Source organism: Pantoea sp. NSTU24, assembly GCF_050157905.1.
In the GTDB taxonomy this organism is placed as follows: Bacteria; Pseudomonadota; Gammaproteobacteria; order Enterobacterales; family Enterobacteriaceae; genus Pantoea.
The window spans coordinates 99,588-123,373 of record NZ_JBKIWZ010000002.1 but is presented as its reverse complement, the minus strand read 5'-3'; the positions used below and the strand labels follow the sequence as shown (position 1 = coordinate 123,373).

Annotated in this window: 20 protein-coding genes and 3 pseudogenes; 11 read left to right on the top strand and 12 right to left on the bottom strand. The window is 52.5% G+C overall.

What is annotated here, in order from left to right:
* Positions 1-329: 329 nt before the first annotated feature.
* From ACLHDD_RS18605 to ACLHDD_RS18595, 3 genes and pseudogenes are all read left to right on the top strand, one after another.
* Positions 330-557, top strand: coding sequence for a FeoA domain-containing protein (locus tag ACLHDD_RS18605; RefSeq protein ID WP_427105322.1), 228 nt, complete (start codon positions 330-332; stop codon positions 555-557).
* A pseudogene (gene feoB / locus ACLHDD_RS18600) lies at positions 554-2,877 on the top strand (Fe(2+) transporter permease subunit FeoB). The gene ACLHDD_RS18605 and the pseudogene feoB overlap by 4 nt, the downstream one beginning before the upstream one ends.
* A gap of 933 nt (positions 2,878-3,810) precedes the next feature.
* Positions 3,811-4,116, top strand: a complete 306-nt coding sequence (locus ACLHDD_RS18595) for a hypothetical protein (RefSeq protein WP_427105321.1) — start codon at positions 3,811-3,813, stop codon at positions 4,114-4,116.
* Between the two features lie 64 nt (positions 4,117-4,180).
* On the opposite strand, the gene ACLHDD_RS18590 is transcribed toward ACLHDD_RS18595, so the two are convergent.
* The 3 genes and pseudogenes from ACLHDD_RS18590 to ACLHDD_RS18580 form a co-directional block, all read right to left on the bottom strand.
* Positions 4,181-4,384, bottom strand: coding sequence for a YgdI/YgdR family lipoprotein (locus ACLHDD_RS18590; RefSeq protein ID WP_427105329.1), 204 nt, complete (start codon positions 4,382-4,384; stop codon positions 4,181-4,183).
* Positions 4,385-5,007: 623 nt separating this feature from the next.
* Positions 5,008-6,045, bottom strand: coding sequence for a tyrosine-type recombinase/integrase (locus ACLHDD_RS18585; protein WP_427105320.1), 1,038 nt, complete (start codon positions 6,043-6,045; stop codon positions 5,008-5,010).
* 288 nt (positions 6,046-6,333) lie between these two features.
* Positions 6,334-6,453, bottom strand: a pseudogene (locus tag ACLHDD_RS18580) (integrase core domain-containing protein); the annotation flags it as partial.
* Positions 6,454-7,262: 809 nt separating this feature from the next.
* Between ACLHDD_RS18580 and ACLHDD_RS18575 the strand changes: the two are divergent.
* The 7 genes and pseudogenes from ACLHDD_RS18575 (at position 7,263) to ACLHDD_RS18545 (ending at position 13,457) form a co-directional block, all read left to right on the top strand.
* Positions 7,263-7,571 carry a hypothetical protein gene (locus tag ACLHDD_RS18575; protein WP_427105319.1) on the top strand — a complete coding sequence of 103 codons (309 nt, stop codon included), beginning with the start codon at positions 7,263-7,265 and terminating at the stop codon, positions 7,569-7,571.
* Between the two features lie 41 nt (positions 7,572-7,612).
* Complete coding sequence (locus ACLHDD_RS18570; protein WP_427105318.1) at positions 7,613-7,813, top strand: hypothetical protein; 201 nt, start codon at positions 7,613-7,615, stop codon at positions 7,811-7,813.
* A gap of 170 nt (positions 7,814-7,983) precedes the next feature.
* The gene (locus tag ACLHDD_RS18565) at positions 7,984-9,261 is read left to right on the top strand and encodes an HlyD family secretion protein (RefSeq protein WP_427105317.1); all 1,278 of its coding nucleotides are present in this window, start codon (positions 7,984-7,986) and stop codon (positions 9,259-9,261) included.
* Positions 9,254-11,356, top strand: a pseudogene (locus tag ACLHDD_RS18560) (peptidase domain-containing ABC transporter). The gene ACLHDD_RS18565 and the pseudogene ACLHDD_RS18560 overlap by 8 nt, the downstream one beginning before the upstream one ends.
* Before the next feature lie 446 nt (positions 11,357-11,802).
* Complete coding sequence (locus tag ACLHDD_RS18555; protein ID WP_427105328.1) at positions 11,803-12,261, top strand: STM2901 family protein; 459 nt, start codon at positions 11,803-11,805, stop codon at positions 12,259-12,261.
* A complete protein-coding gene (locus tag ACLHDD_RS18550) occupies positions 12,255-12,548 on the top strand; it encodes a DUF1493 family protein (RefSeq protein WP_427105316.1) in 294 nt (97 codons plus the stop codon). The genes ACLHDD_RS18555 and ACLHDD_RS18550 overlap by 7 nt, the downstream gene beginning before the upstream one ends.
* Before the next feature lie 213 nt (positions 12,549-12,761).
* Positions 12,762-13,457, top strand: coding sequence for a haloacid dehalogenase type II (locus ACLHDD_RS18545; protein WP_427105315.1), 696 nt, complete (start codon positions 12,762-12,764; stop codon positions 13,455-13,457).
* Positions 13,458-13,487: 30 nt separating this feature from the next.
* On the opposite strand, the gene ACLHDD_RS18540 is transcribed toward ACLHDD_RS18545, so the two are convergent.
* The 9 genes from ACLHDD_RS18540 to arnB all read right to left on the bottom strand — a co-directional run bounded on the left by ACLHDD_RS18540 (position 13,488) and on the right by arnB (position 22,515).
* Positions 13,488-13,895: a hypothetical protein gene (locus tag ACLHDD_RS18540; RefSeq protein WP_427105314.1), complete on the bottom strand. Its 408-nt coding sequence runs from the start codon at positions 13,893-13,895 to the stop codon at positions 13,488-13,490.
* Positions 13,895-15,016, bottom strand: a complete 1,122-nt coding sequence (locus ACLHDD_RS18535; RefSeq protein WP_427105313.1) for a Fic family protein — start codon at positions 15,014-15,016, stop codon at positions 13,895-13,897. Before ACLHDD_RS18535 ends, ACLHDD_RS18540 begins: the two co-directional genes overlap by 1 nt.
* A gap of 150 nt (positions 15,017-15,166) precedes the next feature.
* Positions 15,167-15,532, bottom strand: coding sequence for a 4-amino-4-deoxy-L-arabinose-phosphoundecaprenol flippase subunit ArnF (gene arnF, locus ACLHDD_RS18530; protein ID WP_427105312.1), 366 nt, complete (start codon positions 15,530-15,532; stop codon positions 15,167-15,169).
* On the bottom strand, positions 15,529-15,849 hold the full coding sequence (gene arnE, locus ACLHDD_RS18525) for a 4-amino-4-deoxy-L-arabinose-phosphoundecaprenol flippase subunit ArnE (protein WP_427105327.1): 321 nt from the start codon (positions 15,847-15,849) through the stop codon (positions 15,529-15,531). Before arnE ends, arnF begins: the two co-directional genes overlap by 4 nt.
* Positions 15,849-17,516 (bottom strand): lipid IV(A) 4-amino-4-deoxy-L-arabinosyltransferase, encoded by a 1,668-nt coding sequence (gene arnT / locus ACLHDD_RS18520; protein WP_427105311.1) that lies wholly within the window; start codon positions 17,514-17,516, stop codon positions 15,849-15,851. Before arnT ends, arnE begins: the two co-directional genes overlap by 1 nt.
* Positions 17,516-18,418 carry a 4-deoxy-4-formamido-L-arabinose-phosphoundecaprenol deformylase gene (gene arnD, locus ACLHDD_RS18515; RefSeq protein ID WP_427105310.1) on the bottom strand — a complete coding sequence of 301 codons (903 nt, stop codon included), beginning with the start codon at positions 18,416-18,418 and terminating at the stop codon, positions 17,516-17,518. The genes arnT and arnD overlap by 1 nt, the downstream gene beginning before the upstream one ends.
* A complete protein-coding gene (arnA, locus tag ACLHDD_RS18510; protein WP_427105309.1) occupies positions 18,418-20,397 on the bottom strand; it encodes a bifunctional UDP-4-amino-4-deoxy-L-arabinose formyltransferase/UDP-glucuronic acid oxidase ArnA in 1,980 nt (659 codons plus the stop codon). The genes arnD and arnA overlap by 1 nt, the downstream gene beginning before the upstream one ends.
* A complete protein-coding gene (arnC, locus tag ACLHDD_RS18505) occupies positions 20,394-21,377 on the bottom strand; it encodes an undecaprenyl-phosphate 4-deoxy-4-formamido-L-arabinose transferase (protein ID WP_427105308.1) in 984 nt (327 codons plus the stop codon). The genes arnA and arnC overlap by 4 nt, the downstream gene beginning before the upstream one ends.
* A 1-nt stretch (position 21,378) precedes the next feature.
* Positions 21,379-22,515 carry a UDP-4-amino-4-deoxy-L-arabinose aminotransferase gene (arnB, locus tag ACLHDD_RS18500; protein WP_427105307.1) on the bottom strand — a complete coding sequence of 379 codons (1,137 nt, stop codon included), beginning with the start codon at positions 22,513-22,515 and terminating at the stop codon, positions 21,379-21,381.
* 689 nt (positions 22,516-23,204) lie between these two features.
* Between arnB and ACLHDD_RS18495 the strand changes: the two genes are divergently transcribed.
* Positions 23,205-23,786, top strand: coding sequence for a YceI family protein (locus tag ACLHDD_RS18495; protein ID WP_427105326.1), 582 nt, complete (start codon positions 23,205-23,207; stop codon positions 23,784-23,786).

Here is a 23,786-nt window from a genome sequence, read left to right as displayed (position 1 = left end):
ACCTCAATGACGCTGATCTGAAATCCCGAGTGCTCACTGAACCGCCGCCCGCCACGGCCCGAAGGGCCGTAAATCGTTTAAGCTGTTGTCGAATGATGTAACTAATTAGCTAATGCGAAATTTATCTGCTGCAGACATTACGTGGCCTGGTCACAGCCGCGAATCCCTTTATCAATGCGCGTTATGACTCCTTTCTCTGAGGCATGCCGCTCGGCTGCATTGCCATTGATTCTGGTGACGGTTTTCTCTGTTGCCCTGATGCCAGATCAATAACCGTAACGCTTATCATTTATAAAATGAGCTCTTCGTTCAGAGCGGCAGGGCATGAAATGACAGTGAACAGGGGCAGTGCTTACCGGGTTATCGGCTACCGGCCTTCGGTCAATTCCGCATGGCGCCAGAAATTACTGACGATGGGCATCTTACCGGGCGTCACACTTGAGGTTGTTCGTGTAGCGCCACTGGGTGATCCGGTACAGATCCACACCCGTCGTGTCAGTCTGGCGGTTCGACAACGTGACCTGGCTGACATCATCCTGCAGGAGGTCGTCCGATGAAAAAGATAACCATCGGGTTGATTGGCAATCCTAATACCGGCAAAACCACGCTGTTCAACCAACTCACCGGATCCCGCCAGCGCGTCGGTAACTGGGCTGGCGTCACGGTTGAACGTAAAGAGGGACAATTTTTTACTGCACGCTCTGATGTCCGGCTCATCGATTTACCAGGCACCCGCTCGCTGACGACGTTATCAGCTGAAAGCTCAATTGATGAAAGCATCGCCTGTCAGTATCTCTATCAGGATAATGCTGACCTGGTCATAAACGTGGTGGATGCCTCGAGTCTGGAAAGCAATCTGTTTCTGACCTTTCAACTGCTGGCGCTTGGTGTGCCCTGCATTATCGCTCTGAATATGCAGGATATCGCCGCCAGCCAGAACATGAAAATTGATGTCGCGATGCTATCAGCCCGGCTGGGATGTCCGGTCGTCACACTGACCTCGACAAAAGGGGAGGGCGTCGCCCGGCTTAAGGCGATGATCGATGAGCCCCATGACTATCAGCCGCCAGCACAGATTCGCTATCCGGCAGAAATTGAATCTGCAATTATGCAGCTTCGCCAGCAGATGCCTGCTGATATCGCGCCTCAGAAAGAGTACTGGCTGGCATTACAGTTGCTGGAAGGGGATATCAATAGCCAGAAACACTGTCCTGCGCTGCTGCCGCGTCTGCCTGAAATTATGTCGCAAGCGGGAGAGGATCCCGGAATGGCGATTGCCGACTGCCGCTTCCGCACCATCAGCGCCCTCTGTGCCGCCGTCAGTAATATCGATCAGGCCGTGCCCGCCACGCTGACCCAACGGATTGACAATATCGTGCTGAACCGCTGGCTCGGCATGCCGATTTTCCTGGCCGTGATGTACGTGATGTTCGTATTTTCCATCAACATCGGATCCGCACTGCAGCCTCTGTTTGACAACAGCTCGGTGGCGTTATTTATTCACGGCGCGCAGTGGCTGGGTTATGTCTGTCACTTCCCGGACTGGCTGACGGTTTTTCTGGCGCAGGGTATCGGTGCCGGAATCAATACCGTGCTGCCAATCATTCCCCAGATTGGATTAATGTTTCTGTTGCTCGCTTTTCTGGAGGACTCCGGCTATATGGCGCGCGCTGCCTTTGTCATGGATCGCCTGATGCAATCGCTGGGGCTACCGGGCAAATCCTTTGTCCCGCTCATTGTTGGTTTTGGCTGTAACGTTCCGGCCGTGATGGGAACCCGCACGCTGGACACGCCGCGCGAGCGGCTGCTGACCATCCTGATCGCGCCTTTCATGTCATGTGGCGCTCGGCTGGCCATCTTTGCGGTGTTCGCCGCAACCTTCTTTAACATTCACAGCTCCGGCATCGTTTTCTCTCTCTATCTGCTGGGCATTACGGTAGCAATTGTGACCGGCCTGATACTTAAACATACCCTGCTGGATGGAGAGTCCACCCCGTTTCTTATGGAATTGCCGGTTTACCACCGGCCTCATCTGAAGAGCCTGTTGTTGCAGACCTGGCAACGCCTGAAAATGTTTGTGGTACGGGCCGGACAGGTCATCATCCTGGTCAGTATGCTGATTGGCCTGCTGAGCAGCTTTGCCTTAGATGGCCAGCTGGTTGATGACATCAACCACTCGGCGCTGGCGACAACCAGTAAAATGATTACTCCTGCGCTGCGACCGATTGGGGTGACTCAGGATAACTGGCAGGCGACCGTAGGCCTGATCAGTGGCATCATGGCGAAAGAGGTTGTGGTCGGTACGCTCAACAGTCTTTACACCACGGAGGCGCTCCAGAGCAGTGCGTTTAATCCGCAGACGTTTGATTTGTCCGGTGAGCTGAAAGACGCGCTGACAGAAACCTTGATGGGATTATCGGCCGCGTTAAACATTGATGCGCTAACGCATCCCCTTGAAGTCAGTAAAGGCGACGGCGAAATGGCATCCGGCCCCATAAGTATCATGTCAGCAAAATTTAACGACGGTTTTGCAGCCTACAGCTACCTCATTTTCGTGCTGCTCTATGTGCCCTGCGTGTCGGTGATGGGGGCTATCGCGCGTGAAGCGGGTAAAAAATGGATGATCTTCTCTTTTTCTGGGGGCTCAACATCGCTTTCACCACGGCAACACTCTTTTATCAGACGATGACAGCTGCGGAACATCCCGTTTATAGCGGGACCTGCCTGCTGGGCGTGTTGACACTAAACGCAATCATTCTGCTGGCAATGCGCCATGCAGGTAGCTGGTTAACACTTCCTGTCATACATGAAAATAAGAAAGGAAAATGTTCCGGCTGCCACAACGGCTTTGACAGGGAAGAAAGTCTGGTGCAGTAATCAACGCGGGACAGCCTTCAAAACTTTATGACACTCTGGTGAAGAGCAAATGAGACAGAAGCATGGTCCCGTCCCGGTTAAAATCTGTCATTTTTCGAAAAGAGTTGATACAACCGTTCCTGCACCCGGACGGGCTCCTCCCACTCTCACTGTTTGCTGTCCTGGCGCAGCTTAAGCAGACTGCGGGTCTGTTTGCAGAGGAGTAAACACATTATCGACAGAAGATTCCTCGGGCAATTGGCCATTCATTACTGGAGAAAAGATTGTTTCGGACAGCCTGATGCTTTCTGAAGATCACTTCCTCAGCGTACCGGCCATTGCAGTTGACTGCAATATTCGGCATGCCTGCCCGTAAAAGATGTTACTGACCTGTTGCAGTAATAAGAGAAGATAATGTATCCCCCTATAATGAAGTTACAGATATGATCCTGCCTGCCGCCACGTCAGTCATTGTGCATCCAGAAATAACTTACTGTCTGAAAATCCATCTTATTATATTCATACAAAGACTTCCTGACCTTACTTACGTCTTAGTCCGTGTTTTGCAAAATCTCAGAGATTGCAGCGATGGTTGCTATGCCGCCTGCAGTACTGACCTTCTCTGACCGAATAAAAGGATTTCAGCCTAAACGATGGGAAGCTCATGCACCTGTTGATGTGGCCTGTCGGACAGGTGAAACAAAAGACTATGACCGGGGAGATAAACCCAGTCTGCAAAGCAGAGACGCCGCGCTTATAGCGGAATTGAACAGATAAAGCGGCTGGCATCTTTATTAAAAAGCAGCCCCTGCACCGGCCCTCAGTCTGAAATAAACCGAAATAAATATTTTTTTGGTGGTTACAGTCGCTACTCTGTTACCAGGGATGTGTTAACATCACGCCTGTGGAAGCTCTTCAATAGAGATTATGTTAATCTGACTTTAGTTGGGTGTGATGAAAAAGACTCTTGTTATAACGTTAATCGTGACAGCGCTGACGGGTTGTGTTGACTATCAATGGGTAAAACCAGGCATGGACAAACATCAGGAAGAGATCGCAGAGACACAGTGTAAAGCACAGGCACTCAGGGAGTTACCGCCGGACAATGAGGTTACGGGTAAGTACACGACCAGAGATGAAAAACATAAAACGACGGACACCAGCTATTCATCAACTGATGAGAACGCAGGCAACCGGGATATTATGGTGAAAGACTGTATGTACAGGAAAGGCTGGACGCAGATCGAAGTTCAGCAATAACTAATCTCGCCATTTTCATAAGAAAATACCCCACATCAGAATACGCTGTGGGGTATTATGCATATTATTTCTCAATCATATTACGGATCTGGTCGCGATTGATCTCGTGCTTGTAGCCACCTGCATCTTTATAGGTGATCAGGCCGGTCGATTCATCGATTACCGGCTTTCCTTTGGTAACAACCATTTCTCCGGATTTGGTCTGCATAATATAGTCACTGGAACACCCCGCAAGCGCGGTGACCGCAGCCGTAATACAAGCGGCCATAAAAAAGGATTTGACCATTGTTCCTGCCTTCTAAAGGAGTACATTATTCACAAATTGGGTGATGATTTTATTAAAATCTTTTTTATAAATCCAGTATTCCCGCGCCCTGAACGATGGAACAGCACTGGCCGTTGAGGTTTGGTTAAAACAGACCTTACATTTAGTAAAATTTAATTTTTGTATAAAGCCGTATGAGTGGCACCCAGGATTCCGGAATAACGTTCAGCTCAATGCCTGAAATCTGACTGAGCGTGAGTATTGATAAAATAAACAACCTGGCTGGCTTTGATAACGTGGAAAATCTTCAGATAACCAAGCCATCGAGGAGGAGAAGAGTAGCAAGCCAGGGCATTGACTGGCATAACGTGTAAAGACGCACTGTTTCACCGCAGTATAGTCTGGTGCTATTCTGGCTTCATGATACAAAAGCAGCAGATATGACGCTTTGTCAGCACCTTTGAACGGCCCCGGTCTTTTTGCTGAACAGCATATAGCCGGCCTCGTTAAATCAGCTATCTGTAACGCATTTTGCAAATCGCTCTGCAACTCTGTACCGGCTTACCCACAGCCTGTCCACTTTTTCTGTGGATAACTCCAGACTGAAAAATAGCGAGCTCATTGCTTCAGGCTGGGCGTTCGTCGTTATCAACCTGCTCCATAAATTCCACCATTGCACCTTTATGTGCATCAACATGCCGGATATAACGCATCAGTGTTTCTGGTTTTTTCCAGGTGCCTTCCTGCATAATTCGTGCGATCGGATAGCCTTTATCTGCCATATCCTGTGCGGCTCCCACCCTGGCGCTGTGACCACTCCATCCGGTGTAGCGGTTTTTGTTGGCTTTAACCGCACCCGTTTTTCCAGCGAGGCGCCATGCGCGACTAAAAATGTCTTCCAGCGCGCGCGTACTCATTGGTTTTTCTGCTGTCTGCACTCGCCCGGAACGATGCACAGCAGAAAACAGAAAAGCATCAGGATGACCCGCAAGTCCGGATGCCTCAATCCACTCTTCAAGGCGCTGAGTTGAACGACTGCTGAGCGCCTTAATTAATCCGCCCGTCTGAACGACCGTTTTAGTCCATGCGACATCCAGGATTACTCGCCCATCGTCTGCACGCATGACATCACGTACCCGTAGCCGCGCCAGTTCACTGATACGCAGTAACGTTGAATACGCAACATGCAAAAATGCCAGGTCTCGACGCTCCTGAAGGTTTGCCGATCCTGACCACTGTTTATCGAGCGCCAGCAAATTATTAAGCCTGAACGGAATCGCCTGTCCCGCCCGTTCACCGTTCATCACCGCTACCCGATTTATTTTTTTCATCGTACGAAACACAAGCGGCGAGACATTAGGTGCATTCAGCCCTGCGTTACGGTGTAACATTGAAATCAGCGCAGCATGTGATGTGACAGTGGAGGAAGCACGGCCGCTCTCTGCCAGAAAGGCCAAATAGTCACGAAGATCTTCTGCACTCATCGGCAGGAATGTACGCTGATTATCTTCTGACCACTGATGACAGATCCGCATAACGCTGATCAGCTGACGCCAGGTATTAGGTGAGAAAGCTTCTCTATCCTGTACGAACTGCCTGAGCCGCTCCGCAATATCACCGTGATGGTTCACCGTCAGGCTTGTGAGTGGTTCTGATTTACGCATTATTGCTCACTTATCAGACAGAAATGCTCGCGATCGCGCTACGTGAATTCTGAGAAAAAAGCAGGGGAGTAACAGGTCAGAACTTATGTAGCGTCGTCATTTCAGATACGTTCTCGATGCGATCCATGATAGCGCAGTACCTTCCGGCTGTCATGACTTCGTATAAGTATAATTATAGGAAGTTAAGGCTTTGCACAATCATATTTTCGCTTCAGGCATGGGTATATTGAAGCTACCCTGCTTATATAAGGTAGAAACTTCACTGAAGGTGATTAAGTGATGTCTATTTTCCCATACTTCGTTCAAGGTTTTTAATAGGTAAAAAATCAGCATTTCTGTCCGGTACGTCCGGTTAAACCGTTCGATAAAGGCATTCGGCGTCGGCTTACCCGGTTTGATAAAATCCATTTAGTCGGCCACTATATATGCAATCATGCTTATTCATCAGTTTCCCTTTTATCGTATGTTATCGTACGGTTGGCCCTCAAACCCCTTTATGAGGCATATACGCCATAGTGGCCTGAAGTTAAGCGCAGGTTTAAAATGTTACTGACGCTTACCTTTTCCTGCAACCATGCATTAAACATTGGCCTCATCGTGTGACGACTCGCCTGGAGTTTCTGCATGGCCGGTATTAGCTGGAGCCATATCTGGCCGAAAGTGAAAAGCGCGCGGCGTTCGTAAGATCAGTTATACGTCACCATTTTTTATTCAGGAGTTCTGAACAGTTCACCGTGCAACATAACGCTATGATGCTATGATGCAAAGGTATATACGGTGTCTTCAGGGCATTACTGATGTGCAATCATCGCCTGAATATAAGCGCAGTATTTAATGCCCGTGGCGATAATTAATTAGCTTGCTATGAATATTAACCATAAGATTAAAGTTAATTCACAACCTTAGATCGTTAATTAAAAACATCAGTTTTGAAACTCCGCACCAATGTGAGCTACTTCACAACTATACTTTTTTATCTAGAAAAAAATAATCATCAACTGGAACTAATGAAGCTAAAGGCTTCAGTAAAAAAAGGCCCAACTCATTGAAGTAAAGTGTAAAAATCACAATGATTTAATGGATACAATGTTTAAATGCTTGTGATTCTTTCAATAAAATTATCGAAACCCTCATATTTTTCTCATTTTAAATGCCCTCTATTTACGATAGTTTATAAAGGCCAATTGAATGTAGGTTAACAAATAAGGATATCAAATATGAGAACGCTTACATTGCATGAAATGGAACAGGTTTCCGGTGCAGGAAACTATGCTGATAAGCACGGTCCCGGTACCAGCAGCGGCAGTAAAAAAAGCGGCAACGCCTCATCCAACGCTTACGTAGAAGCCTGTAATAACGGCATTATTGGCGGCATGATTGCGGGTTCCGCCGGCGGCCTGGCAGGACTGGCACTTGGCCTTGCCGGCGGAGCCATCGCGGGTGGTTGCTTCACCGGAAGCTCATCGTCAAGTAATGGCAGCAAGAACAGTAATGCTGGCAATATTGGCGGACAGTGCACCTGGTAATCACATTCCCGGCAGCAATGCCGGGAAATTAGGAGTTAATAATGCATAAAGTAATTAGCGGTCTGGTCATTTTTGTTTGCATCCTTTTGGCTGCCTCTCTTTTGAAAGGCGCGGGCGTCGGGTTCGAAAGCTGGTATGCAGCCCCGCAGGGTATTTCTCAAATCCTTGTGATCGTTCTTACCATGCTGGGTTTAGTGAAAGCAGCACTTTATTTTTTACATCTTTTATTAAGAAAAAAATAACTCTACCTCAGGCTTTAATTAATTTCAAATTCATTTTCCTGCCAGAAACCACACGCGTTGCTGGCAAAATTAAATCACCATTAGACACAGTAATAATTAGTCAGATTGCTGAACTCTGATGCTTATCCGCTGAGTATTGTGATTGCAAGACTCGACATGGAACGAACTAAATGTACAGAAAGGAATCAATTGAAAATCGCCACCATTGCTGGCGCGGTCGGGCACTTCTCCTCCCGGGCGTCCCCTTCTGGGTTGTTGCATCATCCAGCCTATTTTTTTTTGCGTGTTTCCTTACCTTTATTATTGAAGGCACCTATACGCGAAGAGTCAGCGTGTCAGGTGAGATAGCAACCTATCCAAGACCTGCAAACGTTTACTCATCTGTGCAGGGCATTGTCACCGACCGGTTTGTCACTGAAGGACAGGAAATAACATCGGGTTCCCCGGTCTATCAGATTGACGTCAGTAAAAGTACGGTCAAGGGAGTTGTCAGCGTTAATCAGCGTAAAGATATCGAAGACCAGATACAGCGCGTTAAAGAGATAATTTCCCGACTGAACGCCAGTAAAATAAACACGCTTAATATGCTGGGAAAGCAGAAGGAGTTATATAGCGCGGCGCTGGTTAGCTCAACTGAAATTATTCAGCGGGTAAAGGAAGGCATTAGCTTAATGAAAAGGAATATGGTCAATTATCAGAGCTATCAGGCTAAAGGCCTCATTACTAAGGACCAGCTATCAAATCACGTAGCACTATACTATCAACAACAAAATAATCTGCTGGGACTAATGGGTCAGAACGAACAGAACACTTTGCAGATTACGGCGCTGAACAACCAGATTCAGGTGCAGGCTGCAGATTATGATAATCAGATCAATCAGATGGAATTACAGCGATTTGAGTTGTACAAAGAGCTGGCCGGTATTGATGCCAGCGGAACGATCGTTGTTAGAGCGCTTTCAGACGGATATATGAACTCATTGAGCGTCACCCTTGGTCAAATGGTCAGTCCAGGAGACAGTCTGTTTCAGGTAATGCCGAAAAAAATTGACCGTTATGATCTCGTGACGTGGGTACCCAATGACGCTATTCCTTATCTCAGCCGCGGAGAAAAGGTAAACATTCGCTATGAGGCGTTTCCGTCTGAAAAATTTGGCCAATTTGCCGGCTTAATTTCCATTATTTCGAAAACGCCTGCGTCTCACCAAGAAATGCTGACCTACCAGGGTGCTCCCAGCGCCGCAAATCTGGCAGCAGCTATTCCTTATTACAAAGTCATCATAAACCCAGCGAATCTGATCATTTCCTACGGCGAAAAAAACCTGGGTCTCGAAAATGGAATGAAAGCGCAGACCACGCTTTTCCTTGAAAAGCGGAGAATATACCAGTGGATGCTTTCACCTTTTTATGACATGAAACACAGCGCGACAGGACCGATAAATGATTAGAAACTCTCTCAGAATATTGATTTCCCGGCTAGATCTGGGCTTTCGTCGTCATGTTCCGCTCATCCATCAGACTGAATCTTCTGAATGTGGCCTTGCCTGTTTGGCCATGATCTGAGGGCACTACGGTAAGAACGTGGATATGGCCACCCTGCGTCGGGAGTTTAACCTGTCAGCTCGGGGAGCGACCTTGACTGCGCTGACAAGGATGGCGACGCAGCTCGGACTGACAACACGGCCCGTTACGCTCGATCTAAACGAACTTAAAGCGCTCAGGCTGCCCTGCATGCTGCACTGGGAGTTTAATCACTATGTCGTCCTGGTTGAAGCCGGACGGGATGGCGTGTTGATACACGATCCGACGCAGGGAAGACGTCAGGTAAGCATGAACGAGGTGTCAAAATGTTTCACTGGCATAGCGCTCGAGGTCTGGCCTGACAGTACCTTTACCACAGGAGAATCCGCTAACCGGTTCAGCTTCAGAACGCTCGCCGGCAGCGTACATGGCCTCAGAAAAACGCTGGGGAAAATTCTGTGTTTCTCACTTGTCATTGAAACTATCAGCCTGGTGATGCCAGTGGGTACCCAGCTGATAATGGATCATGCGATACTTGCCCAAGACCTTGGACTACTGACGCTAATCTGCTGCGGCCTGATTTTCTTTATACTGCTGCATATGCTGTTTAGCCTGTTCAGGGGCTGGACATCACTGATTATGTCTGCGTCAATCAATGTCCAGTGGCAGTCAGGCCTCGTCTCTCACCTCATGCATCTGCCACTGGGATACTTTGAGCGACGTAAACTCGGTGATATCCAGTCACGCTTCGGCTCACTTGATGAGCTTCGCAGTACGTTCACAACAAGCATCGTCGGCGCCATCATCGACAGCATGGTGGTTCTGGGAGTATTGTGCATGCTGATCCTTTACGGTGGCTGGCTGACGTGGGTTGTTATCGCGTTTACTGGCATGTACGTGCTTATTCGCTTAGTTACCTACACCTATTACCGGCAGCTGACGGAAGAGTCATTGATCAGAAATGCGCGGGCTGGTTCATATTTTATGGAAACACTCTACGGTATCTCCACGATAAAAATTCAGGGTATGGCAGAGTTGCGGATTGTCAGGTGGCTTAACCTCAAAGTTGACGCCATCAACACGTCCATTCGCGTGACTAAATTAGAAATGCTGCTTGGAGGTGTGAGCGGTCTGGTCACGGCTTTTGATCAGGTCATCATTTTGTGGCTAGGCGCCAGTCTTGTGATTGCTAATCAGATGACCATTGGAATGTTTATCGCCTTTGGTGCTTTCCGTAGTCAGTTTACCGATCGCGTCGGTTCCCTGATAAGTTTTCTGCTTCAGATGCGTATGATGAGCCTTCATAATGAGCGCGTGGCTGATATTGCCCTTCATCCCAGAGAGCCGCGTAAAGCAGATTTGGTGGCATTTCCGACTGCAGAACCGGCCTCCCTGTCGGTGAAATCATTAACCTATAGCTTCGACACTCATACTCAGCCTGTGTTTCATAATCTGAGTATGAGCATTGCTGCGGGAGAAAGCGTCGCGATAACAGGACCATCCGGATCGGGTAAAACAACGCTGATAAAGGTGCTTTGCGGACTTATTCTTCCTGACGATGGTACGGTTGAAGTAAATGGCGTTGATATCCTGCAGCTGGGTATCAATAACTATCAGAAATATATCGCGTGCGTGATGCAGGACGATAGACTGTTTTCGGGATCAATCAGGGAGAATATCTGCAGTTTCTCTGAAAACGTAGATGAAGACTGGATGCTGAAGTGTGCCAGAACAAGCTATCTGCATGAGTTCATCATACAACTACCAATGCGTTACGAAACTATGATTGGAGAACTGGGTGAAGGCCTATCCGGTGGTCAAAAGCAGCGCCTATTTATTGCCAGGGCTTTATATAAAAGACCGAAGATTCTGTTTATGGATGAGGCAACAAGCGCGCTTGACGCTGAAAGCGAAAACCAAGTAAATCAGGCGATAAAGAAGCTGCGAATCACCAGAATTATTATTGCGCACAGAGAGAGTACAATCTTGTCAGCAGAAAGGGTTATTACGCTATCGAAATGATCCTGGTACAAAGCCTATAGTGACAGACTCTTTTACTGCAAAAATGAAATGCCATAGCTTCAACCTTAAGAGGCAAGCTCAGTTTTGCCTCTTCAATAAAAGTGCATATCACTAAGCGAACGTGAATAGGGCATAAATGGGCTGGCTGAGTGGGTAACCGGATAATTAATTTAACATAACTAGCATTGCACGCATATTATTGAGACCCGCAACACTGAACGGGCTATTACCAGGCTTCTACATAATGATGGTAAGTAAGACGTGTTTCCTCAGGCATGTCGGCATTTCCTGGCTAGTGGCATTGGTGTCTTTAACCTGAAGAAAAATGCGGTGGAATCATCGTATCTTTTTATCCAGCATCTGACAGGTTGTCTGGCTTGAATGAAGGAGGTATTGTTCACAAATCGTCAGGATGACAGATGAAGATAAACCCGCAGGAGCTGGCAGTGGACACGACTGAAGATCTTAATAATACCTATTTCTACGCAGGCAGACCGAATCTCAACGCTGGTGAGCTTTATTTCATGATTTTCTGTGAAGAAGTCGCTAAGCAACTTGGCATTGATGACTTCGGAGCGATCGTGGCCATCCTGTCTGGACGTAATGTCCTGACTACCCGAACCAAACCGCGCGATGCTCTCAAGGGAACGTCCTATGCCTCTAAGGCAGCGCGCAGAGTATTCCCTGACGCCAAATTTCCTTTCGGCATTCAGCTCCCCATGATCGTAGGGGGATACCCGCCTCGGACAGCGCGTATTCTGTTTACACATAAGCTCAGCACCTTTGTAGGACGAGCCATTCCTGTTGTGGGCCGGGTGATACTGGCCAAAGATGTTATTGATATCAATTACAATTCAGTCAGACTCTATAACACCATCGCCCGAGGGAAGGATAAGTTATGGTAGATGCCACCCAGACACGCGTAATGGCTCTCATTGAGCCGTGGAACGGCCGCTCCTTTCTTTCGTTCCGGAAAAGAACACTCACGCCAGAAACGTCGCTAAATCTGGACATGAAGCTTGATCCGGAAGACGCTGCGGAATGCCTTCAGAACGTCTTTGATGCCTTTGAAATGGATTCTGACCAGGTGACTTTCAGCCTCTACTATCCAGAAGATCCGCACGAAGCCATCCCTCTTACCGTTGGGATGCTGATCGAGTCAGTCCGTGCCAGGCGATGGTGCTATGACTGAAACAGTGGTCGCCACAGACAATTATCCGCTTTGAGATGTGAAAGCCTCTGCCTCCGCTTTTTGAACATCAGACTTCAGGCTAAGAAACGCTTCTGACTATGCCGGAAAGCACCGCAATTCCGCTCTTCTTGAGAAATCCCGGACAGTAACCTACCTTCTATCACTCTCCCTGACGCTACACCTCTCATAAGCATCAACACAACCGGAGCTCAGATGCCAAACAGTCACCCTCTCCCCCCTGGCAACGGCACGCTATTTTTCGATGTTAACCAGACCCTGCTGGACACGACCGGACTGAATCAGGCGGTGACGCAGCGGCTTGGTAACAAACCTGAACGCGCCGAAGCCTGGTTCACCTCAGTGTTACATCATTCACTGGTCGGGACCGTCACTGGCAGCTTCCACAGTTTTGGCGATATCGCGGAAGCCGTTCTGGAGATGACGGCCGCACGCTATGGCATCACCCTGCCGGAGGCGGCAACACCGCTGGCTGAAACTATCGCCGCGATGCCTGCTTATCCGGATGTGGCCAGCGGGCTGACCGCACTGCAACAGCAGGGCTATACGCTGGTCGCGCTTACCAACTCCTCTGCCGCGCTGGCGGAAAAGCAGCTGAGATCTGCCGGGCTGGCACCGTTGTTCACCCGTATACTTAGCGTGGAGCAGGTTCAGGTTTATAAACCCGATTTGAGAGTCTATCAGTGGGCGATGAATGAGATGGGGCAGCCCGCGTCCGCCTGCATGATGGTGGCGGCGCATGGCTGGGATGTCGACGGGGCTAAACGTGCAGGGATGAAAACTGCCTTCGTCGCCCGTAAAGGTCAGGCGCTTTATCCACTGGCGCCGTCACCGGATTATGTTATCGATGATATCGCTGCGCTGGCCGCAGAGATCACACCGCTCAGCTGAACTGCATCATGCCGGATGCAGTGATGCACTTCACTCACTGTTCCGTCTCAAATGCCGATCTGACCGCTCCGACGATGCGCCGGGCCATGGCGTCATCCTCAAACAGCGGGAAGTTTTTTTCAGCTTGCCCGAGATCTGCCAGCCGTTCTCCTTCAGCGACCGGATGATGCGGCTGGCATCCTGATCCGGCATCTCAACCACCTCCTTCAGCTGCTGCTGGGCGCGCTGAAACATGACGAGCACCCGTGCTTCATCCGCCATTTCGGTTCGCACGGTATGTTCGACCACTCTGCTCGTGTAAAGGACATGCTCGGTCAGATCGGGATAGCGCCAGGCAAAGCGGGCATCCTCATAGTCGCTGAAAATGAAGTTGCTTCGTGTGCCATCCTCATAGGTTTTCAGCTCGCCAAAGCGATAGCAGCCTGCATAGCGCCGCATCAGTTTTTTAGAAAAAGATCCAGCGTGCGATCGTAGCCGACCCGGAAATTCATTGAGCTGGTGATGGTGGCGGAAACGGGCAGGATCACGCCATCCGGTATTGCGCCATCCCGGTTCAGCATGTCATTGATCAGAAATCGATGGATGCGGCCATTCCCGTCGCGCATCGGGTGAATATAGACGAACCCAAACGCGATAACGCCCGCCCGGGCCAGCGGCGCAGCGCCCTGCGTCGCCTGCTCAAAGGCTTTCAGCCCCTGCATAAAGCGCGGGACATCTTCATAGTGCGGTGCAATATAGTGGACGATATCTTCGCGCATCGTCGACTGCCCGACAAACACCGGCGAACGTCGCAGCCCCAGGCCCAGCGCATCCTGACCCAGAATCCCCTGCTGCAGGATGTGCAGGCTCTCTTCGCTGAGCGGATCGTCAAGCTGACCGCAATATTGTGCAATGACGTGAGCAAAGCGCTGGATACGATCGCCCTGGTCAGACTCTTTTTCAATCAGGAAACTGGCACGCGACTCTTTAAACGTCAGCCAGCTGGCGGTGCGCATCAGGATATCTGCGCCAAACGCGTTATCCAGGTCCCTCAGAGCATCGTTCAGATCGAAGGCCAGTGCCTGCTCAACGGCGGGCGTTCTGCGCACCAGCGGACAGAAATCCACCGATCCCGGCAGGTTGTCGTTGATGCGCCAGCGTCGGTTACGCTTCAGCGTGGTGCGGGTGAGATAAGCATCGGATGAAATCACTCCGACATAACCGCCGTTGGTCACATCGGGCACCTGTAGCGGGCTGCCGGTCAGCCATTCATAGAGAAATCCGGCCCGGCGCGCATACTGGCCGAACGGCTCCTGGCGGCACCACTGTTCCAGTGGTTCAGGCCCGACCGCCGTAAACAGCCGGGCAAAGAACTCAAGATGGATCTCTTCATATTTAAGGCCAAAGGCAAAGTGGCCGGCAAAGGAGTCTTCCGGCTGATAGCCAGGTGGGTAGTAATTCTCTACCCGTCCCTGACTTTCGTGATGGGACCGTACCGTGCCGATGGCCGATTTCACGCGCAGCGGCTGCGCCAGTTCAATGGCATAACGTTCGCGCAGCGCGCTGAAGCCAACCAGCATTATGAATCCTTTATCTGTCGAATGAAAACGATAACAGAAAGGATATTTATCACGAAAACGTTAATTTCGCTATCGGGAAAGCGTTAACGACTGCACGAAAATGATAATCAAACGGCAGACTGATGCGAAAACAATAACATCAGTGATCCCTCAGGGTTTAATCACAATGCAGAGCAGACCGGCGACAATCATCACCACACCGATCAGACTGTGCCAGCTGAACGCCTCCTGAAATACCGGCAGACTGACCGCCACCAGCCACACCAGCACGTAGCTAAGACTCAGCAGCGGATAAACCCGGTTCAGAGGGAAAAAGTGCAGCGCCCGGATCCAGCAGAGCATCGAGACACCATAAGCCCCCAGCCCGGCCAGCAGCATCAGGGCGGGCAGAATCGCCATGGCAGGCAGCGACAGGAGGTTGCTGAACTCAGGCAACCGCGGCATCGCCCAGCGCATCATCAACTGCGCGGCGGAAACCAGCAGCACGCTACAGGCGACCCATCCGTAGCCTTTCATAGCTGACTCGCCATCAGGGCCACGCCGGTCACCACCAGCAACGTGCCCGCTATCTGGCGCAGCGTAAGCCGCTCGCGCCAGAGGATGCGTCCGGCCAGCGCGACGAAAATAAAATTAAGGCTCAGCATCGGATAGGCCTGGCTCACCGGCACCTGCTGCAACACCCGCAGCCAGAGCAGCATGGCGGCACCTAACAGCAGCATGCTCAGCGCAATCCAGCACACACTCCCCTGACGTGACAACGTATGGGTGGCCTGCTTCTGGCAGAGCTGCGCGCTGCAGCTGAGCAGGCTGACCAGGACAATCAGCAGCAGCATCATTTCAACTGGCTATAGTAGAGGCTGACCAGCCGGCCCTGCCGATAGACCGCATCCGGCACCGGGACGTCCTCGCCGATATCGCTGTGAACCGAGTCGACCAGCAGCATCAGCGACACGCTGCCCAGATGGCGATGCTCCGCCAGCCAGTGACTGAAGTCCGCCGCAGAGACGAAGCGGGTCTGCGCATCGGGATAGCTCAGCCCATATTCCAGTTCGCCTTTAGAATCATAGAACCCGATGTCGCTGCGGTGCAGATGCCACGCGACGGCGGAGGCCACGCCAGGGTTATCCGCCAGGATAAAGCGGCTGGCCGCCAGCCGGTTGCCTGTGACCGAGACAAAGTTCTGCGGCTGCTTAGCATCCCGAATTTTCTGCGGGATTACAGCGCCGATGAGCAGCGCTACCCCCAGCGGACACAGCGCAGATACCAGCCAGCGGCGCCGGGAAGCACGGCAACTGTAGGCGCCCGCCACGCCCCAGACGAGAAATGCCAGTGCCGCCAGTCCCAGCTTCAGCGTCTCCTCCGGGGCGAACAGCGGATGATGCGTCACACTCCACGGGGCCAGCACCAGCAATACCGTGGCCACGGTCAGGATGCCAAAAATCAGGTTAATCCAGCCGTTGATGGTTAATACCCGCCCTGCCCGCTGTGCCGCGTTCAGGCCATAGTGCGACATCAGCAGCGACAGCGGTACAAAACAGGGCAGGATGTAGGTCGGCAGCTTGCCTTTCGCCAGGCTGAAGAACAGCAGCGGCATCACCGTCCAGCTCAGCAGATAGAGCGCGCCGGGATGCTGCTGACGTTCACGCCAGCCGCTGATTAATGCACCAGGCAGCAGCGCCAGCCACGGCAGCGAACCGAGCAGCAGAATCGGCAGGTAATACCAGAAAGGCGCTTTGTGCTGGGCATTCTCCTCTGCGAAGCGCTGAATATGCTCCACCCAGAAGAAGTAGTGCCAGAAATCAGGCGCCTGATGATAAATCGCCAGCGCCCAGGGGGCGCTGATCGCCGCCGCTGAGAGCAGCGCCAGCGGACCGTAGCAGAACAGTTCCCACAGCCGCTGTCGCCAGATCATCCATGGCAGGATCGCCAGCACCGGCACCGCCAGCGCCAGAAAACCTTTGGTCATGAAACCCATACCGCAGGCGAGGCCCAGCAGCAGATAACCGCCTGCCCGTCCGGCACGCCCGCTGGCTTCTGTCGCCAGCCAGAAACTGCACATCGCTGCCGCCAGCCAGAGCATCAGCATGGGGTCGAGTACCGCATAGGTGCCGACGCCATAGACCAGCAGCGAACTGAGGAAAATCACGCTGGCAACAGCGGCGGTACGCGCAGAACCAAATAGCCGCCTGCCGAGCCAGTAAATCATGACAGCCGTGAACGTCGTGGAGACGATCGACCCCGCCCGCACGCCGAAATTGTTATGGCCAAACAGCCACTGGCCCAGCGAATTAATCCAGTAACCGGCCACCGGTTTTTCGAAGTAGCGCAGGCCGAAGAAGTGAGGTGTGATCCAGTTTCCGCTTGCCAGCATCTCCCGACTGATCTCCGCATAGCGGGTCTCATCGGGCTGCCAGAGATCGCGGAATACTGGCGGGATCAGGTAATAAAGGATAAAAAAGCTGAAAAAAAGTAACCACGCCGTGTTGTTACGTATCCGCACTAGTTCGCCTCTTCTGTGAGTTTCTGACAACCCAGCCACCCTTCCCGGCCGGCGATTTCACCTCTGACAACCCGGCCCAGCGGCAGGGTGTCCAGGTCATCCGGCAGCAGCTCGCTTAACGGGCAGAACTGAATGCCGTGACGGGCAGCCGCCGTCAGCAGCCGGTCAAAGTCCGCGGAACCAACGATGCCCTCCACTTCAGCATGGATGGTGTAAACCGCCCCATCATCCGCAGCGAGCATCTTCGCCAGAATATAGTCGTTGTAGCCTTCTGCGCTGACCTCACGGCCAACCACTTCATCCCATGTCGGCAGCGTCACCGGGATCTGAACGGTGCCAACCTGCCCGTCCGGCAGCAGGGGCCGGAAGGGGCCGGTGCCACGACAGTCGCTGTTATAGTGAAAGCAGAAATCCTGCTTGGCCGCGAGCACCCGGCCATCGGCGCGCCAGCCGGCCACCGCTGAGCAACTGACCGGATGGCCCAGGATCTCACTCAGCGTTTCAGTGCCACGCGCGATCTGCTCAACCAGCTTATCCTGCGGCCAGACACCTGCCCAGGTCTGCCAGGCAAAATGGTCCCAGGCGTGCAGCCCCATTTCGTGATAGCGGGCAGTATCCTGAATGATATGCCGCAGACCGCGCCCCATCTGCTTGCCTGGCCAGGCCGTTCCGGCGAGCAGGATGTCCCAGCCATAAAGCGATGCTGCGCGGGAGCGCAGCATCTTGATGAGGAAAGCCGGTTTGATCAGCCGCCAGAGATGGCGGCCCATGTTGTCCGGCCCGACGCTGAAGAAAAAGCTGGCCCGCACCGCGTGACGCTGAAACAGCGCCAGCAGCGTCGGCACACCCTGCTGCGTGCCGCGCCAGGTATCGACGTCAATCCGCAGACCAATCTTTTTCATCACTTATCAGCCTGTTGCTCGATGGTGCGCAGGAAAAAGTCCAGCGTATTGTCGATCGTGACATCCATCGTGACGGTTGGTGTCCAGCCGAGTAAGCGACGGGCGTTGCGGATTGCCGGTTTACGGTGCTCCACATCCTGATAGCCTTTGCCGTAGTAGCTGCTGCTCTCCACTTCACGGAAACCGGCAAACGGCGGGAACTGACTGCGCAGCGGATGACGCTCGAAGCTCGACAACAGCTGCTCGGCCAGCTCTTTGATACTGGCTTCATTGTCCGGATTACCGATGTTGATGATTTGCCCGTCGCAGTTCTGCTGTTTGTTTTCGATGATGCGGAACAGCGCTTCAACGCCATCGCGGATATCGGTAAAGCAGCGTTTCTGTTTGCCGCCATCGATCAGCTTGATGGGCGAGCCTTCCACCAGGTTCAGGATAAGCTGCGTAATCGCGCGGGAACTGCCGATGCGTGCCGCATTGAGGTTATCCAGACGCGGTCCCATCCAGTTGAAAGGACGGAACAGGGTGAAACGCAGCCCCTCTTTTTCGCCGTAGGCCCAGATGACGCGGTCCAGCAGCTGTTTGGAGACCGAATAGATCCAGCGCTGTTTGTTGATCGGTCCCACCACCAGGTTTGAGGTGTCCTCATCAAAGCTGTCGTCCGTACACATGCCGTACACCTCAGAGGTGGACGGGAAAATAATACGCTTCTGGTATTTCACGCAGTCGCGGATGATTTTCAGGTTCTCTTCGAAATCGAGTTCAAAGACGCGCAGCGGATTGCGGGTGTATTCGATCGGCGTGGCGATCGCGACCAACGGCAGAATGACGTCACACTTCTTGATGTGATACTCAATCCATTCTGAGTGGATTGCGATATCCCCTTCCACAAAGTGGAAACGCGGATGATCGAGGAAGCGGCTGATAGCATCGGAGCTGATATCCAGCCCGTAGACCTCAAAATGCTCATCCTGCAGCAGTCGTTCAGTAAGATGATTGCCGATGAAGCCGTTCACGCCCAGGATCAGCACACGGGTACGGCGCTGCAGAACCGATTGCGGTTTGGAATAGAGCAGCGCGCCCGGCACCATGCCTAAGCTCTGCGCCAGCTGGCTGCCGTTCATGTAAACACCGTGCTCAGACTGCCCGGTCAGGATTTCAAGCGCGCCCTCACCGCAGGCGATCAGGAAAGGCTGCTTAGCGATCACCGTGCCCGGCTTCGCCTGATGCTGCTGCGGATGAACCCGGCTCTTCCAGACGATAAATTTGACCGAACCGGCGAAGGCGAACGCGCCAGGCCAGGGATCGGTGACCGCCCTGACCAGATTGTGAATGGCTTCAGCTGGCTGATTCCAGTCGATGCGGCCATCTTCAGCCGTGCGACGGCCCACGCGGGTCGCCTGGCTCTCATCCTGCGCCCACTCTGCTACATCGCCCTGACGCAGGCGTGGCAGCACGTCGGCAAGCAACTGCTCCGCAGCCTGTGTCAGTTTACGATGCAGCGTCAGCGCGTTGTCCTGCTCCTCAATGGCAACCTTCTGCTGCGCCAGAATATTCCCGGCGTCGGCGCGCTTCACCATGCGATGCAGCGTCACGCCTGTTTCGCGCTCGCCGTTCACCAGCGCCCAGTTCAGCGGGGCGCGGCCACGGTATTTCGGCAGCAGCGAGCCGTGCAGGTTAAAAGCGCCCTTCTCTGCACATTGCAGGATCTCGTCGCTCAGCAGATGGCGATAGTAGAAGGAGAAGATCATCTCTGGCGCCATCGTGCGGATGCGGTCGAGCCAGATCGGATGATTTGCCTCGTCCGGCGCATAAACCGGGATGCCGTGCTCTGCCGCCAGTCGGGCTACCGAGCCGAAAAAGGGATTTTCGGTCGCCACATCGTTGTGCGTAAAGATGGCGGTGATCTCGTAGCCTGCGTTCAGCAGCGCATTGATGCCGACACAGCCCATGTCGTGATAGGCGAAAACGAGGGTCTTCATGATTGAGTATCCTGTACTGAAGGCTCTTCAGGAGCCTGAACAATGCGTTGAACGAAATAGCGCGGACGCGCGCGGACGTCGTTATAAATGCGCCCGATGTACTCCCCGAGCAGTCCCATACCCACAAACTGGGCACCGATAAACATGAACAGCACAGCGAACAGGACGAAGACGCCATCCCCTGCCCAGGCCGCACCGAAAAAGAGTCGCAGGATGATCAGCACCAGCGAGAAGGCGAAACCAGCAATCGCAATCAGGCTGCCAACCACGCTGAGCAATCGCAACGGCGTCGTCGTCAGGCAGGTCACCAGGTCGTACATCAGGTTAATCAGACGCATGAAGCTGTATTTCGAATCGCCAAAGGTGCGCTCGGCGTGGAGCACCGGCAGCTCAATCGTGTGACGGGCAAACGTGTTGGCCAGAATTGGAATGAAGGTGCTGCGCTCATGGCAGTTCAGCATCGCATCGACAATATGACGGCGGTAGGCGCGCAGCATGCAGCCGTAATCGCCCATCGCTTTGCCGGTCACGCGCTGGATCAGCCGGTTGAGCGTGCGTGAAGCCTTACGACGGAACCAGGTATCCTGGCGCTGCTGCCGGATGGTGCCCACCACGTCATAACCCTGACGGGCGGCGTCTACCAGACGTGGGATCTCTTCCGGCGGGTTCTGCAGGTCAGCGTCGAGCGTGATTATCAGATCGCCACGCACTTGGCTGAATCCGGCCATGATGGCAGAGTGCTGACCGTAGTTACGGTTGAGCAGCACGCCCTTTATCCGGCTATCGGGCAGGGTGGCAGCCTGTTCGATCAGTTCGGCTGACCGGTCACTGCTGCCATCATCCACCAGCAGAATTTCATACGCCAGGCCGATTCCGTCGCAGGCGTCGCCAGTACGCTGTAACAGCTCCGGCAGACTCTCTTCTTCGTTGTAGACCGGGATCACGACGGAAAGCATCTTGATAGGTTGAATATCGCGCATCTCAGGCCCCGGCAATGTCATGTAAAGCCTGAATGACGCGCTCAACATCCTGGTCCGTCATCGACGGGAACAGCGGGATCGAACACATCTGCTGACTGTTACGTTCGCTGGCGGGCAGCGACAGATCCGGATAGTGGTTGCGGTAATATTTGTGGGTATGGGCTGCCCGGAAATGCAGGCCGCTGCCGATGTTTCGCTCTTTCAGTGCCTGCATCAGCGCATCGCGTGACAGGCCGCAGCGCTGTTCATCCACCCGGATAATAAACAGATGCCACGCATGCTCATGGGGCCAGTCAGGCAGTGACAGCGGCGTAAACGGCAGCGTGCGCAGTGCCGCCAGATAGCGTTCCGCGATCTCACGACGGCGGGCAATAAAGCCGGGCAGTTTCTGCAGCTGAACCAGCGCGATAGCTGCGCTGATATCTGGCAGATTGTATTTGAAGCCAGGCATCATCACCTCTGCCTGAGGCAGCCGTCCCTGGGTCTGGCGATCAAACGCATCTACCGCCAGGCCATGAAATTTCAGACTGCGAATACGATCGGCGAGCGTGGCGTCATCCGTCACGACAAGGCCGCCTTCTGCGCAGGTGATGTTTTTGATGGCGTGGAAAGAAAATATCGCCGTGCCGCGATGTCCCACCGGCTGGCCATGATAGAGGGTGCCCACCGCATGAGCAGCATCCTCAATGATGGCGATGCCGTGCTGTTCAGCCAGCGCATAAACTGGCGCAAGATTGGCGGGCGCACCAGCGTAATGTACCGGAATGATGGCGCGTGTCCGGGAAGTGATTGCCGGGGCAATCTGTTCCGCCGTCACCATCAGGTTGTCAGGATCGACATCAATCATGACCGGCGTCGCGCCCAACAGCGTAATCAGGTTCAGGGTAGAGACCCAGGTCATGGAAGGGGTGATCACCTCATCGCCAGGCCCGATCCCCATGGCCATCAGCGTCACATGCATCCCCGCCGTGGCAGAGCTGACCGCAATGGCGTGCTGATTGCCGGTCAGCTGAACAAAAGCCTGCTCCAGTTCGGCGCATTTTGCTCCGGTGGTAATCCATCCCGAGTCAAATACGGCCTTAACAGCAGCCAACTCTTCATCACCGAACGAAGGGCGGGAAAAGGGCAAAAAATCCATGCTAAAACTCCTGCAGATCAACCTGTAAGCTGTCGCGCGTTTTAATCAGGCACAACGCCGGAAAAAGAATTTAAATAGCGGTTTATTTACATCCGGCAATAGCGTTATCAACGCCCTGATTTCCCGTTATGCAATTCAGGTTGCCGGACGGCTAATACAAACTACCTCACAAAAGTTAACTGAACATTAAATGGATGACGTGAATAACCGTAAAATTAAAAAGAGGATAACTTGAGGATTTCCGGAAAAGTTCACTTTCAGATCGCAGATATTATGCTTAATAGCCGTTATTTAAGTTTCATTGAAAATGTGTTTAAAAATCAGAAGGTGTGGGTGACCACAGCTGCCACAAACGTTGCACCCGTGAAACAGGATACGCAGAGAATTAATATTAACCCCATGATTTTAATAGCTCATTCCAGAGTGGAACTCTATTGTCAGCTGAAGCTGGCAGCAACGTGCACTCATAAAAAACCGATTACAAAGAATAATCTTAATGCAATCTTAATATTGCCGGCCACGCCTGTTCTGAATCCAGATTACCGGTTATTTGTTGTGAAATCAGGTAGCGCGTAGTTATTATCTTTTACGATAAAATGTACCTGAAACGTAAAAACAGTGCTAAAAATTGAATAGAATCGCGGAGTCAGGCGTTAACATTGGGTCTGCCAGAAAAAGAGAAAATAGAGATGAACCGTGCCGCCTGTTTATGCGCTCTGCTTGCCCTGCTCAGCCCGGTGCTTTATGCCGCACCAATGACTTATGCCATTATTCCGGATAAAACAACCATTGGTCTTTCCTGGCGTGCCTTTGGTCACGATTTTTCACAGGCCAGACTGCAGGGCGTGACCGGAAGCGTGATACTGAATCCGGATGACGACCGTGATAACCATGTCGAAGTGAGTATCCCGGTCGGCACGCTGGTGGCGTCAAACAGCCTGCTCACCTGGCAACTGAAGAGCGATCTGTTTTTTGATGCTGAGCACTACCCGCAGATTCATTTCGTCAGCAGCCGCGTTGTCGCGCTGGGCAGAGGTCAGTACCGGATTTTTGGCGTGCTGACGGTGAAAGAGGTCAGCCGTCCGGTGATGATGCTTGCCTCGCTCGACAGCGGTGAAGCGATCGATCCTGCTTCACGCTCGCTGGCCCTGCATGCATCAACCGCGATCTCCCGCACCGCATTCCGGGTGGATCGGCTGGTCGGGGTGGTGGATGACCAGGTGAACATTGCGCTGGCGATTGCCGCGCAGGTGAACGCCCCGCTCCGCTGA

What these genes read in the sequence shown, in the direction of transcription:
- ACLHDD_RS18585 (WP_427105320.1), bottom strand. Translation starts at nt 6,045, where the DNA reads ATGCGTAAATCAGAACCACTCACAAGCCTGACGGTGAACCATCACGGT.
- ACLHDD_RS18540 (WP_427105314.1), bottom strand. Translation starts at nt 13,895, where the DNA reads ATGCGGCGCTATGCAGGCTGCTATCGCTTTGGCGAGCTGAAAACCTAT.
- ACLHDD_RS18550 (WP_427105316.1), top strand. Translation starts at nt 12,255, where the DNA reads ATGGTAGATGCCACCCAGACACGCGTAATGGCTCTCATTGAGCCGTGG.
- arnD (WP_427105310.1), bottom strand. Translation starts at nt 18,418, where the DNA reads ATGAAAAAGATTGGTCTGCGGATTGACGTCGATACCTGGCGCGGCACG.
- ACLHDD_RS18590 (WP_427105329.1), bottom strand. Translation starts at nt 4,384, where the DNA reads ATGGCCGCTTGTATTACGGCTGCGGTCACCGCGCTTGCGGGGTGTTCC.
- arnF (WP_427105312.1), bottom strand. Translation starts at nt 15,532, where the DNA reads ATGAAAGGCTACGGATGGGTCGCCTGTAGCGTGCTGCTGGTTTCCGCC.
- arnC (WP_427105308.1), bottom strand. Translation starts at nt 21,377, where the DNA reads ATGCGCGATATTCAACCTATCAAGATGCTTTCCGTCGTGATCCCGGTC.
- ACLHDD_RS18605 (WP_427105322.1), top strand. Translation starts at nt 330, where the DNA reads ATGACAGTGAACAGGGGCAGTGCTTACCGGGTTATCGGCTACCGGCCT.
- ACLHDD_RS18575 (WP_427105319.1), top strand. Translation starts at nt 7,263, where the DNA reads ATGAGAACGCTTACATTGCATGAAATGGAACAGGTTTCCGGTGCAGGA.
- ACLHDD_RS18535 (WP_427105313.1), bottom strand. Translation starts at nt 15,016, where the DNA reads ATGCTGGTTGGCTTCAGCGCGCTGCGCGAACGTTATGCCATTGAACTG.
- ACLHDD_RS18565 (WP_427105317.1), top strand. Translation starts at nt 7,984, where the DNA reads ATGTACAGAAAGGAATCAATTGAAAATCGCCACCATTGCTGGCGCGGT.
- arnB (WP_427105307.1), bottom strand. Translation starts at nt 22,515, where the DNA reads ATGGATTTTTTGCCCTTTTCCCGCCCTTCGTTCGGTGATGAAGAGTTG.
- ACLHDD_RS18570 (WP_427105318.1), top strand. Translation starts at nt 7,613, where the DNA reads ATGCATAAAGTAATTAGCGGTCTGGTCATTTTTGTTTGCATCCTTTTG.
- arnA (WP_427105309.1), bottom strand. Translation starts at nt 20,397, where the DNA reads ATGAAGACCCTCGTTTTCGCCTATCACGACATGGGCTGTGTCGGCATC.
- ACLHDD_RS18545 (WP_427105315.1), top strand. Translation starts at nt 12,762, where the DNA reads ATGCCAAACAGTCACCCTCTCCCCCCTGGCAACGGCACGCTATTTTTC.
- ACLHDD_RS18595 (WP_427105321.1), top strand. Translation starts at nt 3,811, where the DNA reads ATGAAAAAGACTCTTGTTATAACGTTAATCGTGACAGCGCTGACGGGT.
- ACLHDD_RS18495 (WP_427105326.1), top strand. Translation starts at nt 23,205, where the DNA reads ATGAACCGTGCCGCCTGTTTATGCGCTCTGCTTGCCCTGCTCAGCCCG.
- arnE (WP_427105327.1), bottom strand. Translation starts at nt 15,849, where the DNA reads ATGCTGCTGCTGATTGTCCTGGTCAGCCTGCTCAGCTGCAGCGCGCAG.